This is a genomic window from Pseudomonas sp. RC2C2 (assembly GCF_018390435.1).
In the GTDB taxonomy this organism is placed as follows: domain Bacteria; phylum Pseudomonadota; class Gammaproteobacteria; order Pseudomonadales; family Pseudomonadaceae; genus Aquipseudomonas; species Aquipseudomonas donghuensis.
On sequence record NZ_JAHBAX010000001.1, the window covers coordinates 3181426 to 3200191 of the forward strand.

Here is an 18766-nt window from a genome sequence, read left to right on the forward strand (position 1 = left end):
GGTCGATGAGCAGTCTCGAAGCATTCCCGGCTTTGCCCGTAGCCAGCAACAGCGGGCACGCCTTCCGTGAGACAACCGCCGACGGTTATTCCCTTGGCGGTTTCTGTTGGCGCCACCAGGTGCCGGCCCCCACGCGCCCGTTGGTGATCATCAACGCCGCCACCTCGGTGCGCTGCAGCTATTACGCCCGCTTTGCCCAGTACCTGTTTGCCCATGGTTTCGACGTCATCACCTATGACTATCGCGGCATCGGTGAGTCGCGCCCGGCCTCCATGCGCCACTTCAAAGCCTCCTGGACCGACTGGGGCGCGCTGGATTTCGAAGCCATGTTGCAACGCGCCCGGCGCGAGTTTCCTGGCCAGCCTGTCGATGTGGTCGGTCACAGTTTTGGTGGCTGTGCAGCGGGGTTGGCGCCGTCGGCCGATCAACTGCGCCGGTTGGTGACGGTCGGCGCTCAGTTTGCCTACTGGCGCGATTATGCCGCTGACAGCCGCTGGCAACTGTTCGGCAAATGGCATGTGCTGATGCCGCTGCTGACCCGGGTATTCGGTTACTTTCCCGGCAAGCGCCTGGGGTGGCTGGAAGATACCCCGGCCGGGGTGGTGCAGGACTGGAGCACGCGCACTGCAAGCTATGAGCATCGCCCTAGCGGGCGGGCGCTGAATGGGCTGAATGGATTGCCGTTCGCCCGGGTCAAGGCGCAAACCCTGGCCATCAGCCTGACCGACGACCCGTTCGGCACGGTTGCTGCCATCGAGCGTTTACTGGGGTACTTCCAGGCCAGTGAGCGCAGTCACCTGCGCATTGCCCCAGGTGATATCGCCGAGAACCGTATCGGTCATTTCGCCTTTTTCCACAGCCGCTTCCAGCCCAGGCTGTGGCCAATTGCCCTGCACTGGCTGCGCCACGGGCAATTGGCCGAAGGCACGCCGGGGCGTTTGATCAGGCCAGGCGCTTGAGCGGCTGCTCGGCGAACTTGACCGCAGCCAGGCCGTGTTCGATCAGCGCGCGGATGTTGCCGTGGTCGCTGCCTTGCGGGGTGGCCTGCACCGAGCGGTAGTGCTCGCCGAACGCCAGCAGGGCTTCTTCATCGCTCAGGCCTTCGAGCAGGGCCAGGCCCAGGGTCTTGCACGAACCTTCGTTCTGCCCGGCAGCATTCTCTACGCCGCCATTGTTGAAGGCTTGTGGCTGATAGGTGTAGTGCTCGGCGATGAAGGCCAGGGTGTCGGCGAAGACGTGCTCGCCGGATTTCAGGCTGGCGCGCAGGGTGTTCAGATCAGTCATGGGGCTTTCCTTTGGCGAACGCCGCTTGTTGTTCGGCGCTGGCTTCTTGCTGGTAAAGGGATTTCCATTCGGCGTAAGGCATGCCGTAGACCACTTCACGGGCTTCATCCATGCTCAGCTCGATCTGTTTTTCGTCGGCGGCGGCCTTGTACCATTTGGACAGGCAGTTGCGGCAGAAGCCGGCAAGGTTCATCAGGTCGATGTTCTGCACGTCCTTGCGGCTGTCCAGGTGGGCAACCAGGCGGCGGAAGGCGGCGGCTTCGAGTTCTAGCTTCTGTTGATCGTTCATGGACGTTCTCGTGTCAGCGGTAGGTCAGTCTACCGCGAGGCGGTTTTTCAGGTGACGGCCACCGTTGATGACCAGATTGCTGCCGGTGCTGTACTGGCTGTCGAGCAAGAAGCGCACGGCATCGATCAACGGCTGGGCGCCGGGTTCGAATTCCAGCAGGGCCTTTTTCAGGGTTTGCTGGCGGTAGGCCTCGTCGCTGTTTGCCTTGAGGATCAGCAAGCCCGGCAGAATCGCGTTGACGCGGATGTTCGGCGCGTACTTGGCGGCAAACGACAGCACCATGTTCTGCAATGCAGCCTTGGTGGCGGCATAGCCGATATGGCTGCCGCTGCCGCGTGAGGAGGTCTCGTCGCAGATATGGATGATGTCGGCCTTGTCCACCTTGGCCAGTTGGGCGCCCAGGGCCAGGTTCAGGTGATAGGGCGCCTCGACGTGCAGCTTGAACATGGTGTTGAGGTTGGCCAGGTCATCGTCGAGCCACAACGAGGCGTTGTGGACGATGGCGCGCAAGCCGTCGTAGTGGCCTTGCAGGTGCTCGATCAGGGCCAGGCGATCGTCTTCCCGGCACAGGTCGGCCTGGAACTGGACGATGTTCGGGTGTGCGGCCTCGGGGTTTTTGCTGCGGCTGGCGCTGACCACGGTATGGCCGGCCTGCGCCAGGTTCAGGGCCAGCGCCAGCCCGACTCGCTGGCTGGCTCCGGTGACAAGAATTGGGCTGTTCATGGTGGGGGCGGTCAACTTTTACTGGTTCGCTTGGATAACCCCCAGCATACCCGAACTAGGCGGGATTGCGCGCGCCCTGCGGTCTCGGGCGGGCAGGGCTGGCGTTCAGCCAGTTGGCCAGCAGGCGGGTCGACAGTGGAATGAAGAAGTACACCATCAACGGTGTCAGGCCCAAGGTGCTGAGCAGGATGCGCGGCACCAGGTCCAGCGCGCCCAGCCAGTGGCCGAACAGCAGATTGAACAGCAGCGATACCGGAAAGAATGCCAGCCAGATCGCCACCGCCTGCTTCCAGCGCGGCGGGCGCTGTACCGGGTTGTTGCCGAACCAGCCTTCCAGGCCGCTGACCCGCTGTTCCGACGGCTCGGCGAACAGGCCATTGCCACGGGCCAGCCAGGCCTTGCGCGAGGCCGAATGTTCCCAGGCGTGCATGGTCTGCTCGTTGGCGAAGCGGAAGATGATCTGGAACTCATCGCCTTGCGGCGGCGGGGCGAGCACGCCCGAGCCCAGGTAGCCGGGAAAGTCGGTGGCCAGCTGTTCGCCTTCGTGCAACCAGGCCATCAGGTCCTGGTAGCGACCATCGGCGACGCGGCGGGTAACCATCAGGGTTACGGGTGGGGTAGACATGGTATATCTCCTGGCAACTGGGCGTGGCCGGTAGGCCTGCCCCTTGAACGCCGCCCGGGGTGTTGGACGGTATTCGCTTCTTTGCAAGAATCGATGCAAGAATCGGGCGCGGATTATTCCCTAAATCGGCTGACTCGTCAGTGCTGGCGGTCGCCGACCTGATAGAAATGCCAATGGTCGCGCTTGCAGCAGCCGGAGTAGAATGGCTGTTGGCCCATAAACCCGCGGTTTCCTGGCAATGATCGAACCTGACCAGCCTTCATTGAGTACTCATCAGCTCGACCACGAAGAACTGTTCCCGATCCGCGAAGTGTCCCGCCTGACCGGTATCAACCCGGTCACCCTGCGTGCCTGGGAGCGCCGATATGGGCTGATTCAGCCTACGCGCACCGAAAGTGGGCACCGTTTGTACTCACAAGCCGATATCGACGAGGTGCGCAGCATCCTCGGCTGGATCGAACGCGGTGTGGCTGTCAGCAAAGTCGGGCGCATCCTCGCCAAAAGCCAGAACCTCAAGGCCGAAAGCCAGCCGCAGCGCAGCGACGAATCCCTGGCCGACTTCAATCAATGGCAGGCGCACGTGCGCCAGGCCGTCAGGGCGTTCGACGAGCGTCGTCTGGAGCAACTGTACGGTCAGGTGTTCAGCAGTTATCCACAGCTGGTGGTGTTCCAGGACATCCTCATGCCGGTCTGGCAGGCGCTGCGCAGCACCCACGAGGCCTTTGGCCAGGCCAGCGAATGGCTGTTTCTCGACAACTTTTTGCGCGGGCGGGTGTTGCAGCGTTTGCAGCTGGCCCGTGAGCAGCAGGAAGTACGCGTGGTGCTGGCGGCAATTCCCGGCCAATGCCGCGAGCTGGAGTTGCTGGTGGCAGCGCTATTGCTCGGCACCAGTGAAATTGCCATCAGCGTGCTCGGCCTTGGCCAGCCATTGGAAGAGTTGAGCCTGGTCTGCGAGCGCATGACGCCTCATGCCCTGGTGCTGTTTTCCAACCTGCCACCGACCAGTGACTTGCCCAAGCGCCTGGCGCGCCTGGCGCTGGGGCTGGAGTGCCCGTTGCTGCTGGCGGGGGAGGCCGCAGACCTGGCTCAGGACAGCCTGATCGGATCGCAGGTGGCCTGCCTGGGCAGCGACGGGCGATTGATGCGCCGGCGGCTGCAGCAATACCTGGCCGGTCACCTGGACTCTTAAGGGTGCAGTTCGGGGTGGGCGCGGCGGTGGGCCTGGAGGATGTACTCGCGTAAGCGCTCGATTTCAGCCGGCAGGCTCTGGCCCAGGTTGTAGGCGGCCAGACGATCGCCGGTGCGCCGTTGCAGGGTGCCATGCAGGGCAATGGGGGCATCGCCGTCGGGGCTGAACCAGAGCTCGAAATGCTTGGGTGGCTCGGGTTGCTCGCGCACTTCCAGCAGCACACCCTTGAAGGAGATTTCCCGCACCCACAAACCGGTGCTCAAGCCCAGTTCGTCTTCCAGGGCCACCGGCTGCTCAAGGGTCAGGCGCCAAGGGCGGACCACGGCACCTTCTTCGTAGATGTTCGGCACGCCCAGTTGCAGGTGCAGGGCGTGGAACTCGTCTTCAACCAACTGCAGCGGGAAGGTCATCTGCTGGTTGTTGAACTGTGCCTGCAGGGTCACCTGCTCGTCGGCGATCAGACGGGTCAGCAGGTTCTTGATTTCGCTGCCGCCATTGACCATCAGGCGCGACGGCGGTTCAGCCGGGTGGGGCTGGGGCGCGTGCTGCATGGAGCGGATGAAGTCCAGCTCATCCTGGGTCAGAAGGGCATCTGCTTGCATGGTCGAACTCGAAGTTGCAGTCGTGAGTGCGTTTTTTCACCGTCATGGACAACCAAACGGCGGGTTTGTTAAGACCGTTGGTCGGCTTCCAGCGCAGCGATGCGCGCACGGGCTTCAGCCAGCTGGCGCTCAAGCGCTATCACCCGCTGTTCGGCTTCGACCTGGCGGCTGACGTCTTTCTGGATACCGATGAAATACTTGCGCTTGTCGGCCTCGTTGAGCACCGGGGTGATCGACAGTTCGTTCCAGAATGCGCTGCCGTCCTTGCGGTAGTTACGCAAGATTTCCCGGCTTGGCAGGCCATCCTTGATCGCCTGGCGGATCAGTGCCCGGGCGCTTTGGTCGCGATCGTCGTTCTGCAGGAAGCGGCAGTCGCGGTAGAGGATTTCGTTGGCGTCGTAGCCGGTCAAGCGCTCGAAGGCCGGGTTCACGTAGATCAGGATGGTGTCGTCGTCGCCCTCCTGTTCGGCCACTACGATCCCGTCATTGGAGGCGTCAATCATGCGCTGCAGCAATGTGGCATTGATCATCTTGTTAGGTCCGCAAGGGCTGTAGATCGGGCATGCTGGCTGATTCTAGTAGATTGACCGTCGCTGTACAGCTGCCGAATAAGGCCTTTTGCCAGTGCCGGATGCTAGTATCCTACGTTTTTACTCAGTTTCGGAAACCTCTATGAAAGTCGCGATCCTTTCCGGTTCGGTCTACGGCACCGCCGAAGAAGTTGCTCGGCACGCCGAGAAGTTGCTCAAACAAGCAGGTTTCGAGGCCTGGCACGCGAACCGGGCCACCCTGCAGGACATCCAGGGCTTTGCCCCGCAGGCATTCCTGGCCGTGACCTCGACCACTGGCATGGGCGAGCTGCCGGACAACATCATGCCGCTGTACAGTGCCATTCGCGACGTGCTGCCCGCCGAGTGGCGTGGACTCAAGGGCGCGGTCATCGGCCTGGGCGATTCCAGCTATGGCGATACGTTCTGTGGTGGCGGCGAGCAACTGCGTGAACTGTTCGCCGAGCTGGGCCTGGAGGAAGTGCTGCCGATGCTGCGCCTGGATGCCAGCGAAACCGTCACCCCGGAAGCCGATGCCGAGCCCTGGATTGCCCAGTTGGTGGAAAAACTGCGCGGCTGATCACGGCGGCTGTGGCTGCTCGCGCAGCAGTTGAAGCCAGGCCTGGGCTGCGCGTGAAAGGTAGGCGCCCTGGCGCCAGATAAAGGCAATGTCCCAGCGCAGGTCCGTCGGTTCGCTCAGTGACAGGCGAACCACCCCCGGCCGCTCCAGGCCACGGGCGACCACGCTGGGCAGCAGTACGACCCCTTGGCCCGCCGCCACCAGCGCGGCGAGAAAGTCGGCCTGACCACTGCGCCCGCCTTCGCGCGGGGTAAATCCCAGCTGCTGGCAGGCACTGAGCAAACGATCATTGAGCACGAAACTGCGCTGATAGAGCAGGAACGGCGTGTCGGCCAGTTGCGCCAGGCTGACCTGGCCGGCGTTCGCCAACGGGTGATCGGTGGGCAGCAGGGCGTCGAGGGGCTCGTTGCAAAACGGCTGGTAGGCAAAGGCCGGGTCGTTTGGCGTCAGGCTGCCGCCCAGTTCCAGCTCGCCGCTGAGCACGGCGTGCTCGACACTGCGGCTGCCGCCTTCAAACAGCTGGATGCTGATATTCGGGTAGCGCCGCCGGTACTCGGCGAACAATCGGGCGAACAGCGCATCGCTGCCCAGCAGCGGCAGGCCCAGGCGCAGCTCGCCGCGTGTCAGCTGGCTGAGGTCATCCAGTTCGCTGAGCAGCTCCTGGCGCAGGCGCAACATGGCTTCGCCGCGTTCCAGAACGATTTTACCGGCGGCGGTCAGGTGCAATTGCGAGCCTTGGCGCTCAAGCAGCGCAACGCCAAGATCCTGCTCCAGTTGCGCGACCTGCTTGCTCACTGCGGACTGGCTGATGTGCAAGGTCAGCGCGGCCTGGGTAAAACCGCCGCGGTGCACCACTTCGAGAAAACTGCGTAGCTGTTTGAATTCCATTCGCGCAATTCCAATCTGGAATAGCTGGCAGTCTAACAATTCGCTTTTGGCGTGGGGAGCGGGCTTTTAAAATGAAGGCCTGAGAGGACCCCCGCGATGAAACCCCCTGCGTTTAACCGATTTGTCCGCCTGCTCGCCGAGCTGGCGGTGTTGCTGGCTCTTTATAAGGTCGGTGGTGTGCTGGCCGCCTGGTTGGCCTGGCCGATTCCAGGCGGGGTCATTGGCCTGGCCCTGCTGTTGCTGTTGTTCGCCGCCGGCGTGCTCAAGCCGGCCATGTTGCAGCTGGGTGCCGGGGTACTGATGGCCGAGATGCTGTTGTTTTTCATTCCGGCGCTGATGAGCCTGCTCGATTATGGCAGCCTGTTGCGCGATGAAGGCTGGCGGATCTTGCTGGTGATCGGCGTGAGTACCTTGCTGGTAATGGTGGTTACGGCGGTAACCGTGGAGTGGGTCTGCCGCTGGAGGCTGCGCCATGACGCTTGAGCCGATGCCGCTGTTCTGGCTGCTCATTACCCTGTTGGCCTATCTGGGCAGCCGCTGGTTGTACCGGCGCACCGGGCGCTACCTGCTGTCGCCATTGATTCTGGTGCCGGCAGTGCTGTTGGCGATTGCCGTGCCGTTGCATACCGCCTACGCCGAGTATGCGCGCAATACCCATTGGCTGATGACGGTGCTGGGCCCGGTGACCGTGGCCTTTGCCGTACCGATCTGGCAACAGCGCGCCTTGCTCGCCCGCCACTGGCCGGCCCTGACCCTGGGTATGCTGATGGGCAGCGCGGCGTCGATCGGCAGCTCCTGGGGCCTGGCGCACCTGCTGGCACTGGACAGCTCGGTCAGTCTGTCGCTGGTGCCGCGCTCGATCACCACGCCCTTTGCCATGCCGCTGGCCAAGGACCTGGGCGGTGTGCCGGAGCTCACCGCCGTATTCGTGATGTTTACCGGTGTATTGGGGGCGATGTTGGGTGGCGTGCTGCTCAAGTACCTGCCGCTGCGCACGCCATTGGCCCGTGGCGCGCTGTTTGGTGTCGGCGCTCACGGAGCGGGCGTCAGCCGCGCCCATGAAGTGGGTGGCGAGGAGGGCTCGGTGGCCGGCCTGGTCATGGTCCTGACCGGTTTGCTCAACCTGTTTGCCGCGCCGTTGCTGACCTTGCTGCTGTGATTCACCACGCTATTTTGCGCGCTGACTCCCAAGGTCAATAAGCTGGCTGCCAACGCAACTCTCGGCACGGGCCTGCCTGACTAGACTGTTGAGTCAGTAGAGCACACGAATGTGCCGAGGTGATTGCAATGATCGCAGCCGATGCCTTGCCCAACACGAACAGCTACAACCTACCGGGACCACTGTGATGCCTTTGGCCGAGATTCCATTGTGCGTCTGGCGGACCCGGGGCTTGAATTTCTCCTTCCGTGGCCTGGCCATCCGCTACTGGAGCGCAGGGCAGGGCGAACCGCTCCTGCTCATCCATGGCTTTCCCACCGCCAGCTGGGACTGGCATTACCTCTGGGCCCCCCTGACCCAGCGTTTTCGGGTGATTGCCTGTGACATGCTTGGCTTTGGCGATTCGGCCAAGCCGCTGTCTCACGACTACAGCCTGCTGGAGCAGGCCGACTTGCTGCAGGCGCTGCTGGCGCACCTGCAGGTCGAGCAGCCGGTGCATTTGCTCGGGCATGACTATGGCGGCAGCGTCGCCCAGGAATTGCTCGCCCGCCACCATGAGGGCCGTGCGCAAATCGCCAGTTGCGTATTCCTCAATGGCGGCCTGTTTCCCGAGCGTCATCGGCCGCTGCTGATCCAGAAACTGCTGCTCAGCCGCCTGGGTTGGTTGGTGGGGCGTTCGTTCGGGCGAGACGACCTGGTGCGCAACGTGACCCAGATCTACGGCCCCTGCACCCATCCCAGTGAAAGCGCACTGGACGATTACTGGAGCCTTGTCGCTTCCAACCGCGGTACACGAATCCTGCACAAGCTGATCACTTACCTGCCCGAACGGGTTGCCCATCGTGAGCGCTGGGTCGGGGCGTTGCAGGCCGAAGGCGTGCCGCTGCGGCTGATCAACGGCGCGGTCGATCCGATTTCCGGCGCACACATGGTTGAGCGCTACCAGGAACTGGTGCCCAACGCCGACACCGTGATGCTCCAGGGCATCGGCCACTATCCGCATACCGAAGCACCGGTACAGGTGCTGCGCCATTACCTGGCGTTTCGCGAGCAACCCCTGGTGAATATGCCGCAGAAGGTCGCCTGGTCCTGAGCGGCCAGGTGTGCGCAATTATCGCCCGGCCTTATCGCCTGCCATTCAGCGTCTGCCCGCTTGATTGTGTGCCAGCCAGTGCTGGCCGACACTCGGGCATCCCTCCCTTGTTCTGCTGGAGAAATGAGCATGACGATTCGCTTGGACGAAAAAGTGGTGATTGTCACCGGAGCCGGCGGTGGCCTGGGCCGCGCCCATGCCCTGCTGTTCGCCCGGCATGGCGCCAGGGTGGTGGTCAACGACCTGGGCGGCTCGACCCATGGCGAAGGCGCCAGCGTCTCGGCCGCCGACCGGGTGGTGGCGCAGATTCGCGAAGCCGGCGGCACTGCGGTTGCCAACCATGACTCGGTCACCGATGGCCAGCGCATTGTCGAACAGGCCCTGGACAGCTTCGGTCGGGTCGATGTGGTGATCAACAACGCCGGTATCCTGCGTGACAAGACCTTCCACAAGATGGAGGACAGTGACTGGGAGCAGGTTTACCAGGTGCACCTCGAAGGTGCCTACAAGGTCACCCGCGCCGCCTGGCCGCACCTGCGCGAGCAGAACTGGGGACGGGTGATCTTCACTGCCTCGACCTCGGGGATCTATGGCAACTTCGGCCAGGCCAACTATGGTGCGGCCAAGCTCGGCTTGTATGGCCTGACCCGCACCCTGGCCATCGAAGGGCGCAAGCACGGCATCCTGGTCAACGCCATTGCCCCCACCGGCGGTACGCGCATGACCGAAGGGCTGATTCCTCCACAGGTGTTCGAACAGCTCAAGCCGGAACTGGTCAGCCCGCTGGTGGTGTACCTGGGCAGTGACGATTGCCAGGACAGCGGCGGCCTCTACGAAGTGGGCGGTGGCTGGGTCGGCAAGGTGCGCTGGGAGCGCAGCCTGGGTGTCGGTTTTGACCCGCGCGAGGGCTTTTCACCCGAAGATATTGCGGCGAACTGGCAGCAGATCGGCGACTTCGACAACGCTGTGCACCCGCAAGACAGCCTGCAAGCCTTACAGCAGATGATGGCCAATCTGCAGAAGTATCCACAGGGCTGAACCTGCCCCAAGGTTGTGGTCGTCGGCTGAAGTTGCCTATGCTGGACGGCCACCCAGGTTGCAGGAGCACAGTGGATGTACGAATCCAGAACGGATGCTGTCATCTCTACCCGACAGTTTGGCTACCGCCTGATGTGGCACGGCTTCGCAGCCTGCCTGTTGCTGATTGGCTCGATTCTGTTTGGTGTGGTCGGGCATCTGTATTTCGAGCCGCAGGTGCCTTGGCATGATGCGCTGTTCAATGCCACCTTGCTGCTCGGCGGAGTGGGGCCGGTAATCCTCCCCGAGTCCATCGGCGGCAAGTTGTTCTTCGCCGGTTACGGGCTTTATGTGGGATTGGTGTTCGTCGCCAGCATCGGCTTGATCCTGGCGCCCATCGCTCACCGATTGTTGCACCGATTTCACTTTGACGACGCCGATGGCGATTGAATCACGGGCATAAAAAAGGCCGCTGCAGTGCAGCGGCCAAGTAAGACGCAGATCAAGGAGCTTCAAAATCAACGTCGGTGAACCTGGGCTTACAGGTCGCGGGGGCGGGGTGTTCACGCCGCAAAGGCCCGGAATAGACAGCTGGCTTGGGGCTTTGCCTGCTGCTGTGTAAGTGCGTTCAGGATAAGCCGCTGATCGGTGAGGAAAAATAGCCGATTGTGACATTCACTGTTACAACTCTAGTAACAGTGCCCGGTGGTCAGATTAAGCGCTGGCTTGATGAAAGACTGTGATCGTGTGTAAACAAGTTTATCCCGCCGGCGCTTCCTCATACCCCATACGCCAACTGATCAGCTTCGCCGCAGCCAACAGCCGTTGTGCTGCCGGCCCCTGCTCGTCGGCATGGAAGATGGAGGTCGGGCCGACCACGGTCAGCACCGCGGCAATCTTGCCGACCGCGTTGAACACCGGCGCCGACAGTGCATCGACGCCCGGCATCAGCAGGCCATGGACATGGTGCAGGCCGCGCTGGCGGATCGTGGCGAACAAGGCTTCGTAGTCGCTGAAGCGGTGTCCAGAAGTGGCCAGCTCCTGCTCGCGCAGTTCGATGGTTTCACGCTCTGGCAGGTAGGCGCCGAACACCAGGCCCGTCGAGGAGGTGAGCAAGGGCAGTACCGAACCGATCTGGGTGACTACGGTGACCGCGCGTACCGCCGGCTCGATACTGACCACGGTTGCGCCCTGGTTGCCCCATACGGCAATGAAGCAGCTTTCGTTAAGCTCATCGCGCAGTTGCGACAGTGGCAGCGCCGCCTCTTTCAAGACGTCCATCCCGCCCAGCGCGGCCAGGCCCACGCGCAAGGCTTCGCGGCCCAGGCCGTAGTGGTTGGTGGCCGGGTTCTGCTCGGCAAAACCGCTGGCAATCAGCGCCTGCAGGTAACGGTGGACCTTGCTCGCCGGCATGTCCACATGCTCGGCCAGGCGCGACAGCGAGGTGGACGGCGACAACTGCGCCAGGGCCTTGAGGATGTCGGTACCGACCTCGGCCGAGCGGACCTTCTGTTTGCCGGAGCTGTCGGCGGGGGAGCTGGCTTTGGCCATGGTGGAGTCGATCCGGGGAGTTCAGTGGGCGTCTTTATAGCTTGACGGTCTTCGTCAATCAAATTACGTTATGCGTAATGTAATTACGATAAAAATAACGCAGAAGCGCTGCCACCCCTTCAAGGCCTGCAGCCAACTGCCATTGACCGGCCTGCACTGGGCCCGGAGGCTCGATGAACCTCGATAACACCCCTGTCCTCGGCTACCAGAGCGGCTTCGGCAACGAATTCGCCAGCGAAGCCTTGCCTGGCGCCCTGCCTGTCGGGCAGAACTCGCCGCAAAAAGCCCCGTACGGCCTGTATGCCGAACTGTTTTCCGGTACCGCCTTCACCATGGCCCGCAGCGAGTTGCGCCGCACCTGGATGTACCGCATTCGCCCTTCGGCCCTGCACCCGCGCTTCGAGCGCCTGGAGCGTCAACTGGCCGGTGGTCCGCTGGGCTCGGTGACGCCCAATCGCCTGCGCTGGAGCCCACAGCCGATCCCGAGCGACGCGACCGACTTCATTGACGGTTGGGTGGCCATGGCGGCCAACTCGGCGGGTGAAAAACCGGCGGGCATCAGCATCTATACCTATTGCGCCAACCGCTCCATGGAACGGGTGTTCTTCAACGCCGACGGCGAACTGCTGCTGGTGCCGGAGCAGGGCCGCCTGCGCATCGTCACCGAGCTGGGCGTGCTGGACGTCGAGCCGCTGGAGATCGCGGTACTGCCCCGTGGCCTGAAGTTCCGCGTCGAACTGCTCGACGCCCAGGCCCGTGGTTATCTGGCCGAAAACCATGGTGCGCCGCTGCGCATCCCGGACCTGGGGCCGATCGGCAGCAACGGCCTGGCCAACCCGCGCGATTTTCTGGCGCCGGTGGCCCATTACGAAGAAATCGACGGCCCGGTGCAGTTGGTGCAGAAATTCCTCGGCGAGTTGTGGGGCTGCCAACTCAACCACTCGCCACTGGACGTGGTCGCCTGGCACGGCAACAACGTGCCGTACAAATATGACCTGCGCCGCTTCAACACCATCGGCACGGTCAGCTTCGACCACCCGGACCCTTCGATCTTCACCGTGCTGACCTCGCCGACCAGCGTGCCAGGCATGGCCAACCTCGACTTCGTGATTTTCCCGCCGCGCTGGATGGTGGCCGAGAACACCTTCCGTCCGCCGTGGTTCCACCGCAACCTGATGAACGAGTTCATGGGCCTGATCAAGGGCGAGTACGACGCCAAGGCCGAAGGCTTCCTGCCCGGCGGCGCTTCGCTGCACAGCTGCATGAGCGCCCATGGCCCGGATGCCGAGACCTGCAGCAAGGCCATTGCCGTGGAGCTTGCACCGAACAAGATCGACAACACCATGGCCTTCATGTTCGAGACCAGCCAGGTGCTGCGCCCGAGCCGTCATGCGCTCGAATGCCCGCAATTGCAGGCCGACTACGATAGTTGCTGGGCCTCGTTGCCGAGCACCTTTACCCCGAATCGGAGATAACCCATGAATCAGTCCGCCCTTGCCCGCAGTTGGGTCGAACACGCCAACGGCCACGGCGACTTCCCGCTGCAGAACCTGCCTCTGGGGATCTTCAGCCGCAAGGACCAGGCGCCGCGCTGTGGCGTGGCTATCGGTGATGCCATTCTCGACCTGGAAGCCGTGCTGGCTGCCGGTCTGTTCGACGGCCAGGCACGCGCTGCGGTTGAAGCCACCCGCGGCGGTGCGCTGAACGCTTTCTTCGCCCTCGGCCGTAATGCGCGTGTCGCCCTGCGTGAACGCCTGCTGGAGTTGCTCGGCGAGCACAGCGAGCACCAGGCCGCGCTCAAGCCGCTGTTGTATCCGGCCAGCGAGTGCCAACTGCACCTGCCGGCGCGTATCGGCGACTACACCGACTTCTATGTCGGCATCGAACACGCCAAGAATGTCGGCAAGCTGTTCCGCCCCGATAACCCGCTGCTGCCCAACTACAAGCACGTGCCGATCGGCTACCACGGCCGCGCGTCGACCATTCGCCCGTCCGGTACCGACGTGCGCCGGCCAAAAGGCCAGACCCTGCCCGCCGGCCAGAGCGAACCGAGCTTCGGCCCGTGCGCGCGCCTGGATTACGAGCTGGAGCTGGGCATCTGGATCGGCCAGGGCAACGACATGGGCGATTCGATCCCGGTCGCCGAAGCCGCTGAACACATCGCCGGCTTCTGCCTGCTCAACGACTGGTCGGCACGCGATATCCAGGCCTGGGAATACCAGCCGCTGGGCCCGTTCCTGTCCAAGAGCTTCATCTCGACCATTTCTCCGTGGGTGGTCACCGCCGAAGCCCTGGAACCGTTCCGCTGCGCCCAGCCGGCGCGCCCGGAAGGTGATCCGCAGCCACTGCCGTACCTGCTCGACAAGCGCGACCAGGCCAACGGCGCCTTCGATATCGAGCTGGAAGTGCTGCTGCTGACCGAGCGCATGCGCGAGCAGAAGCTGCCGGCCCATCGCCTGACCCTGAGCAACACCCTGAGCATGTACTGGACCGTGGCGCAGATGGTTGCCCACCACAGCGTCAACGGTTGCCAGCTGCAGCCGGGCGACCTGTTCGGTTCCGGCACCCTGTCCGGTGCCCAGCCGGGCCAGTTCGGCAGCCTGCTGGAAATCACCCAGGGCGGTAAGGAGCCGGTCGAACTGGCGTCGGGCGAGGTGCGCAAGTTCCTCGAAGACGGTGACGAGATCATCCTGCGCGCCCGTTGCAAGCGCGATGGCGTGGCCTCGATCGGCTTCGGTGAATGCCGCGGCAAGATCCTTGCGGCTCACTGAGAGGGCAGGGCCATGGAACTCTTTACCTACTACCGCTCGACCTCGTCCTACCGGGTGCGGATTGCCCTGGCGCTCAAGCAGCTGGAGGTCCGGCAACTGCCGGTCAACCTGCTCAAGGGCGAGCAGCGCGAGGCGCACTTCCTGGCCCTCAACCCGCAAGGGCGGGTGCCGGCGCTGAAGGTCGACTCCGGTGAGGTGCTGGTGCAGTCGCCAGCGATCATCGAATACCTGGAAGAGGTTTATCCACAGCCGGCGCTGCTGCCGCAAGATCCGCTTCGGCGGGCCCAGGCCCGTGGTGTTGCGGCGTTGATCGGCTGCGATATTCATCCGCTGCACAACGTCAGTGTGCTTAACCAGTTGCGTGGCCTGGGCCACGATGACGCCCAGGTCAACCAGTGGATCGGCCACTGGATCAGCCAGGGCCTGGCTGCTGTCGAGCAGTTGATCGACGATGAAGGCTTCTGCTTTGGCGACGAGCCGGGGCTGGCTGATGTCTACCTGATTCCGCAACTGTATGCCGCCGAACGCTTCAACATCGACCTCAGTGGCTTCCCGCGCATTCGCCGGGTCGCCGCGCTGGCCGAGCAACATGCGGCGTTCGCCCAGGCTCATCCGTCGAGGCAGCCCGATACGCCATAAACCCCGCTGCCCGCACCTGATACCCATAACAATAAAAGGTACCTTGCGATGCACAATCAGATTGCCAGCTTTCGCACGGCGCTGGATGCCCGGCCCGTGTCGCGTTATCAGTGGTTATTGCTGTTGTTACTCGCCTTATTGCTGGTTACCGATGGTTATGATGCTCAGGTGCTGGGCTATGTGATTCCTTCTCTGGCCCAGGACTGGGGCCTGGAGAAGGCCGCATTCGGGCCGGTGTTCAGCGCTAACCTGCTGGGCCTGACCCTCGGTTCGCTGGCGGTGACGCCGCTGGCGGATCGTTTTGGCGTGCGTCGGGTGCTGCTGTGCTGTGTACTGCTGTACTCCAGCCTGACCGTGATGATGGTGTTCGCCAACTCCCTCAACAGCCTGATGCTGGCGCGCTTTGTGTGTGGCATCGGCATGGGCGGGGCGATGCCCAGTGCCATGGCGCTGATGTCCGAATATGCGCCGCCGCGCTTGCGTACCCTGATGGTCACGCTGGCCGCTTGCGGTTTCTCGCTGGGGGGCGCTGCGGGCGGTTTCGTCGCTGCCGGGTTTATCGACAGCTTCGGCTGGCAGGCGGTGTTCCTCGCCGGCGGTATTGCGCCGCTGCTGTTGTTTCCGTTCCTGGTCTTGTACCTGCCTGAATCCTTGCCCCGCTTGCTGCGTGATGCGCCGCCCTATGCGCGCCTGCTCAAGATCACGGCGAAGATGCTCCCGGGCTGGCAGCCGCCTGCAGCCAGTGCGCAGGCCATGGCAGACAACCAGAACAAGCTCACTGTCGTGGCGCTGTTTCGTGATGGCTACGCCAGGCCGACCCTGTTGATCTGGTCGACCTTCTTCGTCAGCCTGATCCTTTTGTATTTCATGATCAGTTGGCTGCCCTCGCTGCTGCTTGAAAGCGGTCTGGCCCTGAATCAGGCCAACCTGGTGACCTCGATGTTCCTGTTTGCCGGCACCCTGGGTGCGGTGTTCATGGCCTGGTTCGCCGACCGCCTCAAGCGCAAGGTGCGCCTGCTCAGTGCCGTGCTGCTGGCGGCGGCGGTGTTTACCGTGCTGGTCGGCCTGAACCACAGCAACCCGCGCTGGCTGGTGGTCTGCGTGTTCGCCGCCGGTTTCTGCATCATCGGCGGGCAACTGACGCTCAACGCCTTTACCAGCAACTTCTATCCAGCCCAGGTGCGGGCCACCGGCACGGGGTGGGCGCTGGGGGTAGGGCGCTTTGGTTCGATCCTCGGGCCGCTGTTCGGCAGCCTGCTGTTGGCCATGCACCTGCCGGTCGAGCAGATATTCTTCTTCTGCGCGATTCCGGCGGTGCTGGCAGCGTTGTTGATCATTCAGGTGCGCAGCCCGGCCGAGGCGGTCAATGCACCGATGGCGACGCCGGTGGCAAATGACTCAGGCGTTCCGTCAGGCGCAAGCGCTGGATTGGATCGTCACTGAGCAGCAGGGCGTGCTCCAGGTCGAAGCGTTCGGCCTGGGGGCATTCCAGGTGCTGATACAGGGTGGCGCGTGCCATGTAGTCGGCAGCCGTGCCCGGGCCCAGCTGCAACACCCGTTCGGCATCCTTCAGGGCTTCGAGGTAGTCATCGTGGCTGGCGTGCAATTGGCGCAGGTTGCGTGACAGGCGCTGGAGCATCTGCATAGGGCTGGCGGTCAGCAGGTGGTCGGCGCTCAGGGCCAGTTGCGGGCCGAACTGACGGCCCAGCAGTTCGCGGCAATCGGCCGGGTACAGGCGCCGCCCGCCACAAGGATCGAGCAGGTGATCGGCGCCTGGCACCCGCAAGAGGAAATGCCCGGGGAAGTTCACGCCCTCAAGGGGGATCGACAGGCCATGGGCCAGTTCCAGGGTCAGCAGGGCCAGGGCCAATGGCTGACCGCGGCGACGCTGCATGACTTTGTCGAGCAGCGCCGACTGGGGCCGCAGGGGGTGGTACTCGTCCTGCTGGAAACCCAGGGCGTTGAGGCGGCGCAACAAGGGTTGGGCCAGTTCGCTGAGCGGCAGCATCGGCAGCCCGGCGCTGACCTCCTGCTGCAATGCCTGAACCTCGGCCAGGACCTGCGCCGGCACCACGCTCTCATCGTGCTCGGCAGCAATCCACAGTGCCGCTTCCAGCAAGGCGACCGGGTCACGTTCAAGGCAAGCCAGGCAGGCGCTACGTGGGTTCATGACAATCTCCGCTCAAGCTTCTGTTGTAGCGCTGGCGCGGCTTTTCGTCCAGTGGTCCGAGTGTTGTCATCAGGCGTGAAAGCGCGACCTATACTGGGATCAGCACCTCATCGAGGAGCCCGTTGATGTTCGCTCTCATGCAAAGCACCCGCACGCAGTCGCTGCACCTGTGCATCGATCCGCCGACCGGCCTCAAAGCAGTGGTCGCCATTCATAGCGAACACCTGGGCCCGGCCATGGGAGGTTGCCGCTACCTGGCTTACCCGGACGACGACAGCGCCATGATCGACGCCATCCGCCTGGCCCAGGGCATGAGTTACAAGGCTGCGCTGGCAGGGTTGCCGTTGGGCGGGGGCAAGGCGGTGATCATTCGCAACCCCCATGTGGAAAACCGTGCAGCCTTGTTCGAGGCGTTCGGGCGCTTTGTCGATACCCTGCAGGGGCGCTTCATTACGGCCGTGGACAGCGGCACCTCGACCCTGGACATGGACTGCATCGCCCAGACCACCCAGCACGTCACCAGCACCACCGCTGCCGGCGACCCCTCGCCGCATGCGGCCATGGGGGTGTTCGCCGGCATTCGCGCTACCTCGATGGCACGCCTGGGCAGCGATAACCTCGAAGGTTTGCGTATTGCCGTGCAGGGCCTGGGCAATGTCGGTTATGCGCTGGCTGAGCAGTTGCATGCAGCGGGTGCCGAGTTGCTGGTCAGTGATCATGACCCGGGGCGGGTGCAACTGGCCATTGAGCAGTTCAATGCCCGGCCGGTGGCCAACGAGATGTTGATCAGCACACCCTGCGACATCTTTGCCCCGTGCGGGATAGGGCCGGTGCTCACGGGGCAGAGCGTGATGCAGTTGCGCTGTGCGGCGGTGGCGGGGGCGGCCAACAACCAGTTGACCACCTTGCAGGTGGCCGATCAGCTGGAAAGCCGCGGCATCCTTTATGCCCCGGATTACGTGATCAATGCCGGCGGGTTGATCTACGTGGCGCTCAGGCACCGTGGCGAGGACCTGAGCACCATTACCGCGCACCTGGCGCGCATCCCCTTGCGCCTGACCGAGGTCTTCGCTCATGCCCAGGCCGAGAAGCGCTCGCCGGCGCGGGTGGCGCAGATGCTGGCCGAGCAGTTGATCTACAACTGAAGACGGTTACTCGGCGGTACTGTCGTTGAGCAACTCGGACAGGGCGTCGGGCTGGCTCTTGAAGGCCTTGGCGAACACATCACGGTTTTTCGCCATATAGATACCGGCATCCTCGACCTGCTGTTCGCTCAGCGAAGGCACGGCTTTCTTCAGGACCTCGGCCAACAGCTCGGCCAGCTCGAGCATCTTGTCGTGACGGTCTGCTTCGGCTTTATCCATGAACAAGCGCTCCAGGTCGCGGCTGCTGCGGTATACCACTTCGACGGCCATTCATCACCTCACATGCCTTTGGTAATCGATGTATTCGATACTGTTTATTTGTACAGTGTTAATGATAGGGTAATCCACAGGACTAAGATAGTGGCAAATCAGTATTCTGCTCTTCGCTTCTCTCCACGAGGGCCTGGCGCGGCACTTTTGCCGCTCTCTATGGTCTGCTTCAGCGTGTAGAATTGCGTATCGGCAGTCGAGCCATCCAGTCTACGAAGGAACA

At 63.2% G+C, this 18766-nt stretch carries 23 protein-coding genes; 13 read left to right on the plus strand and 10 right to left on the minus strand.

Annotated features, from left to right (window positions below; all coding sequences use genetic code 11):
• The first annotated feature begins 5 nt into the window (after positions 1-5).
• Positions 6-959, plus strand: a complete 954-nt coding sequence (locus KHO53_RS14630; protein ID WP_010223540.1) for an alpha/beta hydrolase family protein — start codon at positions 6-8, stop codon at positions 957-959.
• Here KHO53_RS14630 and KHO53_RS14635 read toward each other — a convergent pair.
• Genes KHO53_RS14635 through KHO53_RS14650 form a run of 4 tightly spaced genes read right to left on the minus strand, consistent with a single transcriptional unit; the run spans position 943 to position 2921 of the window.
• Positions 943-1284 (minus strand): HopJ type III effector protein, encoded by a 342-nt coding sequence (locus KHO53_RS14635; protein WP_010223539.1) that lies wholly within the window; start codon positions 1282-1284, stop codon positions 943-945. The two genes, KHO53_RS14630 and KHO53_RS14635, sit on opposite strands and share 17 nt — an antisense overlap.
• Complete coding sequence (locus KHO53_RS14640) at positions 1277-1573, minus strand: DUF1244 domain-containing protein (RefSeq protein WP_010223538.1); 297 nt, start codon at positions 1571-1573, stop codon at positions 1277-1279. Before KHO53_RS14640 ends, KHO53_RS14635 begins: the two co-directional genes overlap by 8 nt.
• 24 nt (positions 1574-1597) lie before the next feature.
• Complete coding sequence (gene folM / locus KHO53_RS14645) at positions 1598-2296, minus strand: dihydromonapterin reductase (protein ID WP_010223537.1); 699 nt, start codon at positions 2294-2296, stop codon at positions 1598-1600.
• Between the two features lie 55 nt (positions 2297-2351).
• The gene (locus KHO53_RS14650) at positions 2352-2921 is read right to left on the minus strand and encodes an antibiotic biosynthesis monooxygenase (protein WP_010223536.1); all 570 of its coding nucleotides are present in this window, start codon (positions 2919-2921) and stop codon (positions 2352-2354) included.
• Between the two features lie 238 nt (positions 2922-3159).
• Between KHO53_RS14650 and KHO53_RS14655 the strand changes: the two genes are divergently transcribed.
• Entirely contained in the window at positions 3160-4110 is a 951-nt protein-coding gene (locus tag KHO53_RS14655) for a MerR family transcriptional regulator (RefSeq protein ID WP_010223535.1), read from the plus strand.
• On the opposite strand, the gene KHO53_RS14660 is transcribed toward KHO53_RS14655, so the two are convergent.
• Positions 4107-4712, minus strand: coding sequence for a hypothetical protein (locus KHO53_RS14660; RefSeq protein ID WP_213570446.1), 606 nt, complete (start codon positions 4710-4712; stop codon positions 4107-4109). The genes KHO53_RS14655 and KHO53_RS14660 overlap by 4 nt on opposite strands.
• Positions 4713-4780: 68 nt before the next feature.
• Positions 4781-5242, minus strand: coding sequence for a PAS domain S-box protein (locus KHO53_RS14665; RefSeq protein WP_010223533.1), 462 nt, complete (start codon positions 5240-5242; stop codon positions 4781-4783).
• A 142-nt stretch (positions 5243-5384) separates the two neighbouring features.
• On the opposite strand from KHO53_RS14665, the gene KHO53_RS14670 reads away from it, so the two are divergent.
• Positions 5385-5840 carry a flavodoxin gene (locus KHO53_RS14670; protein WP_010223532.1) on the plus strand — a complete coding sequence of 152 codons (456 nt, stop codon included), beginning with the start codon at positions 5385-5387 and terminating at the stop codon, positions 5838-5840.
• Here the strand turns inward: KHO53_RS14670 and KHO53_RS14675 are convergent, their stop codons facing one another.
• The gene (locus tag KHO53_RS14675) at positions 5841-6728 is read right to left on the minus strand and encodes a LysR family transcriptional regulator (protein ID WP_036993874.1); all 888 of its coding nucleotides are present in this window, start codon (positions 6726-6728) and stop codon (positions 5841-5843) included.
• 96 nt (positions 6729-6824) lie between these two features.
• On the opposite strand from KHO53_RS14675, the gene KHO53_RS14680 reads away from it, so the two are divergent.
• From KHO53_RS14680 to KHO53_RS14700, 5 genes are all read left to right on the plus strand, one after another.
• A complete protein-coding gene (locus KHO53_RS14680) occupies positions 6825-7211 on the plus strand; it encodes a CidA/LrgA family protein (RefSeq protein ID WP_010223530.1) in 387 nt (128 codons plus the stop codon).
• Complete coding sequence (locus KHO53_RS14685) at positions 7201-7887, plus strand: LrgB family protein (protein ID WP_010223529.1); 687 nt, start codon at positions 7201-7203, stop codon at positions 7885-7887. Before KHO53_RS14680 ends, KHO53_RS14685 begins: the two co-directional genes overlap by 11 nt.
• Before the next feature lie 187 nt (positions 7888-8074).
• Complete coding sequence (locus KHO53_RS14690) at positions 8075-8980, plus strand: alpha/beta fold hydrolase (protein WP_010223528.1); 906 nt, start codon at positions 8075-8077, stop codon at positions 8978-8980.
• Between the two features lie 123 nt (positions 8981-9103).
• Positions 9104-10018, plus strand: coding sequence for an SDR family oxidoreductase (locus tag KHO53_RS14695; RefSeq protein WP_036993877.1), 915 nt, complete (start codon positions 9104-9106; stop codon positions 10016-10018).
• A 75-nt stretch (positions 10019-10093) separates the two neighbouring features.
• Entirely contained in the window at positions 10094-10447 is a 354-nt protein-coding gene (locus KHO53_RS14700; RefSeq protein WP_010223526.1) for a hypothetical protein, read from the plus strand.
• A 309-nt stretch (positions 10448-10756) separates the two neighbouring features.
• On the opposite strand, the gene KHO53_RS14705 is transcribed toward KHO53_RS14700, so the two are convergent.
• Entirely contained in the window at positions 10757-11548 is a 792-nt protein-coding gene (locus KHO53_RS14705; protein WP_036993879.1) for an IclR family transcriptional regulator, read from the minus strand.
• A gap of 173 nt (positions 11549-11721) precedes the next feature.
• Between KHO53_RS14705 and hmgA the strand changes: the two genes are divergently transcribed.
• Genes hmgA through KHO53_RS14725 form a run of 4 tightly spaced genes read left to right on the plus strand, consistent with a single transcriptional unit; the run spans position 11722 to position 16401 of the window.
• Positions 11722-13023 (plus strand): homogentisate 1,2-dioxygenase, encoded by a 1302-nt coding sequence (gene hmgA, locus KHO53_RS14710; RefSeq protein WP_010223524.1) that lies wholly within the window; start codon positions 11722-11724, stop codon positions 13021-13023.
• Positions 13024-13026: 3 nt separating this feature from the next.
• On the plus strand, positions 13027-14319 hold the full coding sequence (gene fahA, locus KHO53_RS14715) for a fumarylacetoacetase (protein WP_159388120.1): 1293 nt from the start codon (positions 13027-13029) through the stop codon (positions 14317-14319).
• Positions 14320-14331: 12 nt separating this feature from the next.
• Positions 14332-14958: a maleylacetoacetate isomerase gene (maiA, locus tag KHO53_RS14720; protein WP_100781947.1), complete on the plus strand. Its 627-nt coding sequence runs from the start codon at positions 14332-14334 to the stop codon at positions 14956-14958.
• Positions 14959-15006: 48 nt separating this feature from the next.
• Positions 15007-16401: an MFS transporter gene (locus KHO53_RS14725; RefSeq protein ID WP_010223521.1), complete on the plus strand. Its 1395-nt coding sequence runs from the start codon at positions 15007-15009 to the stop codon at positions 16399-16401.
• Here the strand turns inward: KHO53_RS14725 and KHO53_RS14730 are convergent.
• A complete protein-coding gene (locus KHO53_RS14730) occupies positions 16322-17128 on the minus strand; it encodes a SirB1 family protein (RefSeq protein WP_100781948.1) in 807 nt (268 codons plus the stop codon). The two genes, KHO53_RS14725 and KHO53_RS14730, sit on opposite strands and share 80 nt — an antisense overlap.
• A gap of 125 nt (positions 17129-17253) precedes the next feature.
• Here KHO53_RS14730 and KHO53_RS14735 point away from each other — a divergent pair, with 125 nt between their 5' ends.
• Positions 17254-18273 (plus strand): Leu/Phe/Val dehydrogenase, encoded by a 1020-nt coding sequence (locus KHO53_RS14735; protein ID WP_010223519.1) that lies wholly within the window; start codon positions 17254-17256, stop codon positions 18271-18273.
• A gap of 6 nt (positions 18274-18279) precedes the next feature.
• On the opposite strand, the gene KHO53_RS14740 is transcribed toward KHO53_RS14735, so the two are convergent.
• Positions 18280-18543 (minus strand): YebG family protein, encoded by a 264-nt coding sequence (locus KHO53_RS14740; protein ID WP_010223518.1) that lies wholly within the window; start codon positions 18541-18543, stop codon positions 18280-18282.
• Between the last annotated feature and the right edge of the window lie 223 nt (positions 18544-18766).

Excerpts from the sequence above, each read along its gene's own strand:
- KHO53_RS14630 (WP_010223540.1), top strand. The coding sequence starts at position 6 with ATGAGCAGTCTCGAAGCATTCCCGGCTTTGCCCGTAGCCAGCAACAGC.
- KHO53_RS14635 (WP_010223539.1), bottom strand. The coding sequence starts at position 1,284 with ATGACTGATCTGAACACCCTGCGCGCCAGCCTGAAATCCGGCGAGCAC.
- KHO53_RS14640 (WP_010223538.1), bottom strand. The coding sequence starts at position 1,573 with ATGAACGATCAACAGAAGCTAGAACTCGAAGCCGCCGCCTTCCGCCGC.
- folM (WP_010223537.1), bottom strand. The coding sequence starts at position 2,296 with ATGAACAGCCCAATTCTTGTCACCGGAGCCAGCCAGCGAGTCGGGCTG.
- KHO53_RS14650 (WP_010223536.1), bottom strand. The coding sequence starts at position 2,921 with ATGTCTACCCCACCCGTAACCCTGATGGTTACCCGCCGCGTCGCCGAT.
- KHO53_RS14655 (WP_010223535.1), top strand. The coding sequence starts at position 3,160 with ATGATCGAACCTGACCAGCCTTCATTGAGTACTCATCAGCTCGACCAC.
- KHO53_RS14660 (WP_213570446.1), bottom strand. The coding sequence starts at position 4,712 with ATGCAAGCAGATGCCCTTCTGACCCAGGATGAGCTGGACTTCATCCGC.
- KHO53_RS14665 (WP_010223533.1), bottom strand. The coding sequence starts at position 5,242 with ATGATCAATGCCACATTGCTGCAGCGCATGATTGACGCCTCCAATGAC.
- KHO53_RS14670 (WP_010223532.1), top strand. The coding sequence starts at position 5,385 with ATGAAAGTCGCGATCCTTTCCGGTTCGGTCTACGGCACCGCCGAAGAA.
- KHO53_RS14675 (WP_036993874.1), bottom strand. The coding sequence starts at position 6,728 with ATGGAATTCAAACAGCTACGCAGTTTTCTCGAAGTGGTGCACCGCGGC.
- KHO53_RS14680 (WP_010223530.1), top strand. The coding sequence starts at position 6,825 with ATGAAACCCCCTGCGTTTAACCGATTTGTCCGCCTGCTCGCCGAGCTG.
- KHO53_RS14685 (WP_010223529.1), top strand. The coding sequence starts at position 7,201 with ATGACGCTTGAGCCGATGCCGCTGTTCTGGCTGCTCATTACCCTGTTG.
- KHO53_RS14690 (WP_010223528.1), top strand. The coding sequence starts at position 8,075 with ATGCCTTTGGCCGAGATTCCATTGTGCGTCTGGCGGACCCGGGGCTTG.
- KHO53_RS14695 (WP_036993877.1), top strand. The coding sequence starts at position 9,104 with ATGAGCATGACGATTCGCTTGGACGAAAAAGTGGTGATTGTCACCGGA.
- KHO53_RS14700 (WP_010223526.1), top strand. The coding sequence starts at position 10,094 with ATGTACGAATCCAGAACGGATGCTGTCATCTCTACCCGACAGTTTGGC.
- KHO53_RS14705 (WP_036993879.1), bottom strand. The coding sequence starts at position 11,548 with ATGGCCAAAGCCAGCTCCCCCGCCGACAGCTCCGGCAAACAGAAGGTC.
- hmgA (WP_010223524.1), top strand. The coding sequence starts at position 11,722 with ATGAACCTCGATAACACCCCTGTCCTCGGCTACCAGAGCGGCTTCGGC.
- fahA (WP_159388120.1), top strand. The coding sequence starts at position 13,027 with ATGAATCAGTCCGCCCTTGCCCGCAGTTGGGTCGAACACGCCAACGGC.
- maiA (WP_100781947.1), top strand. The coding sequence starts at position 14,332 with ATGGAACTCTTTACCTACTACCGCTCGACCTCGTCCTACCGGGTGCGG.
- KHO53_RS14725 (WP_010223521.1), top strand. The coding sequence starts at position 15,007 with ATGCACAATCAGATTGCCAGCTTTCGCACGGCGCTGGATGCCCGGCCC.
- KHO53_RS14730 (WP_100781948.1), bottom strand. The coding sequence starts at position 17,128 with ATGAACCCACGTAGCGCCTGCCTGGCTTGCCTTGAACGTGACCCGGTC.
- KHO53_RS14735 (WP_010223519.1), top strand. The coding sequence starts at position 17,254 with ATGTTCGCTCTCATGCAAAGCACCCGCACGCAGTCGCTGCACCTGTGC.
- KHO53_RS14740 (WP_010223518.1), bottom strand. The coding sequence starts at position 18,543 with ATGGCCGTCGAAGTGGTATACCGCAGCAGCCGCGACCTGGAGCGCTTG.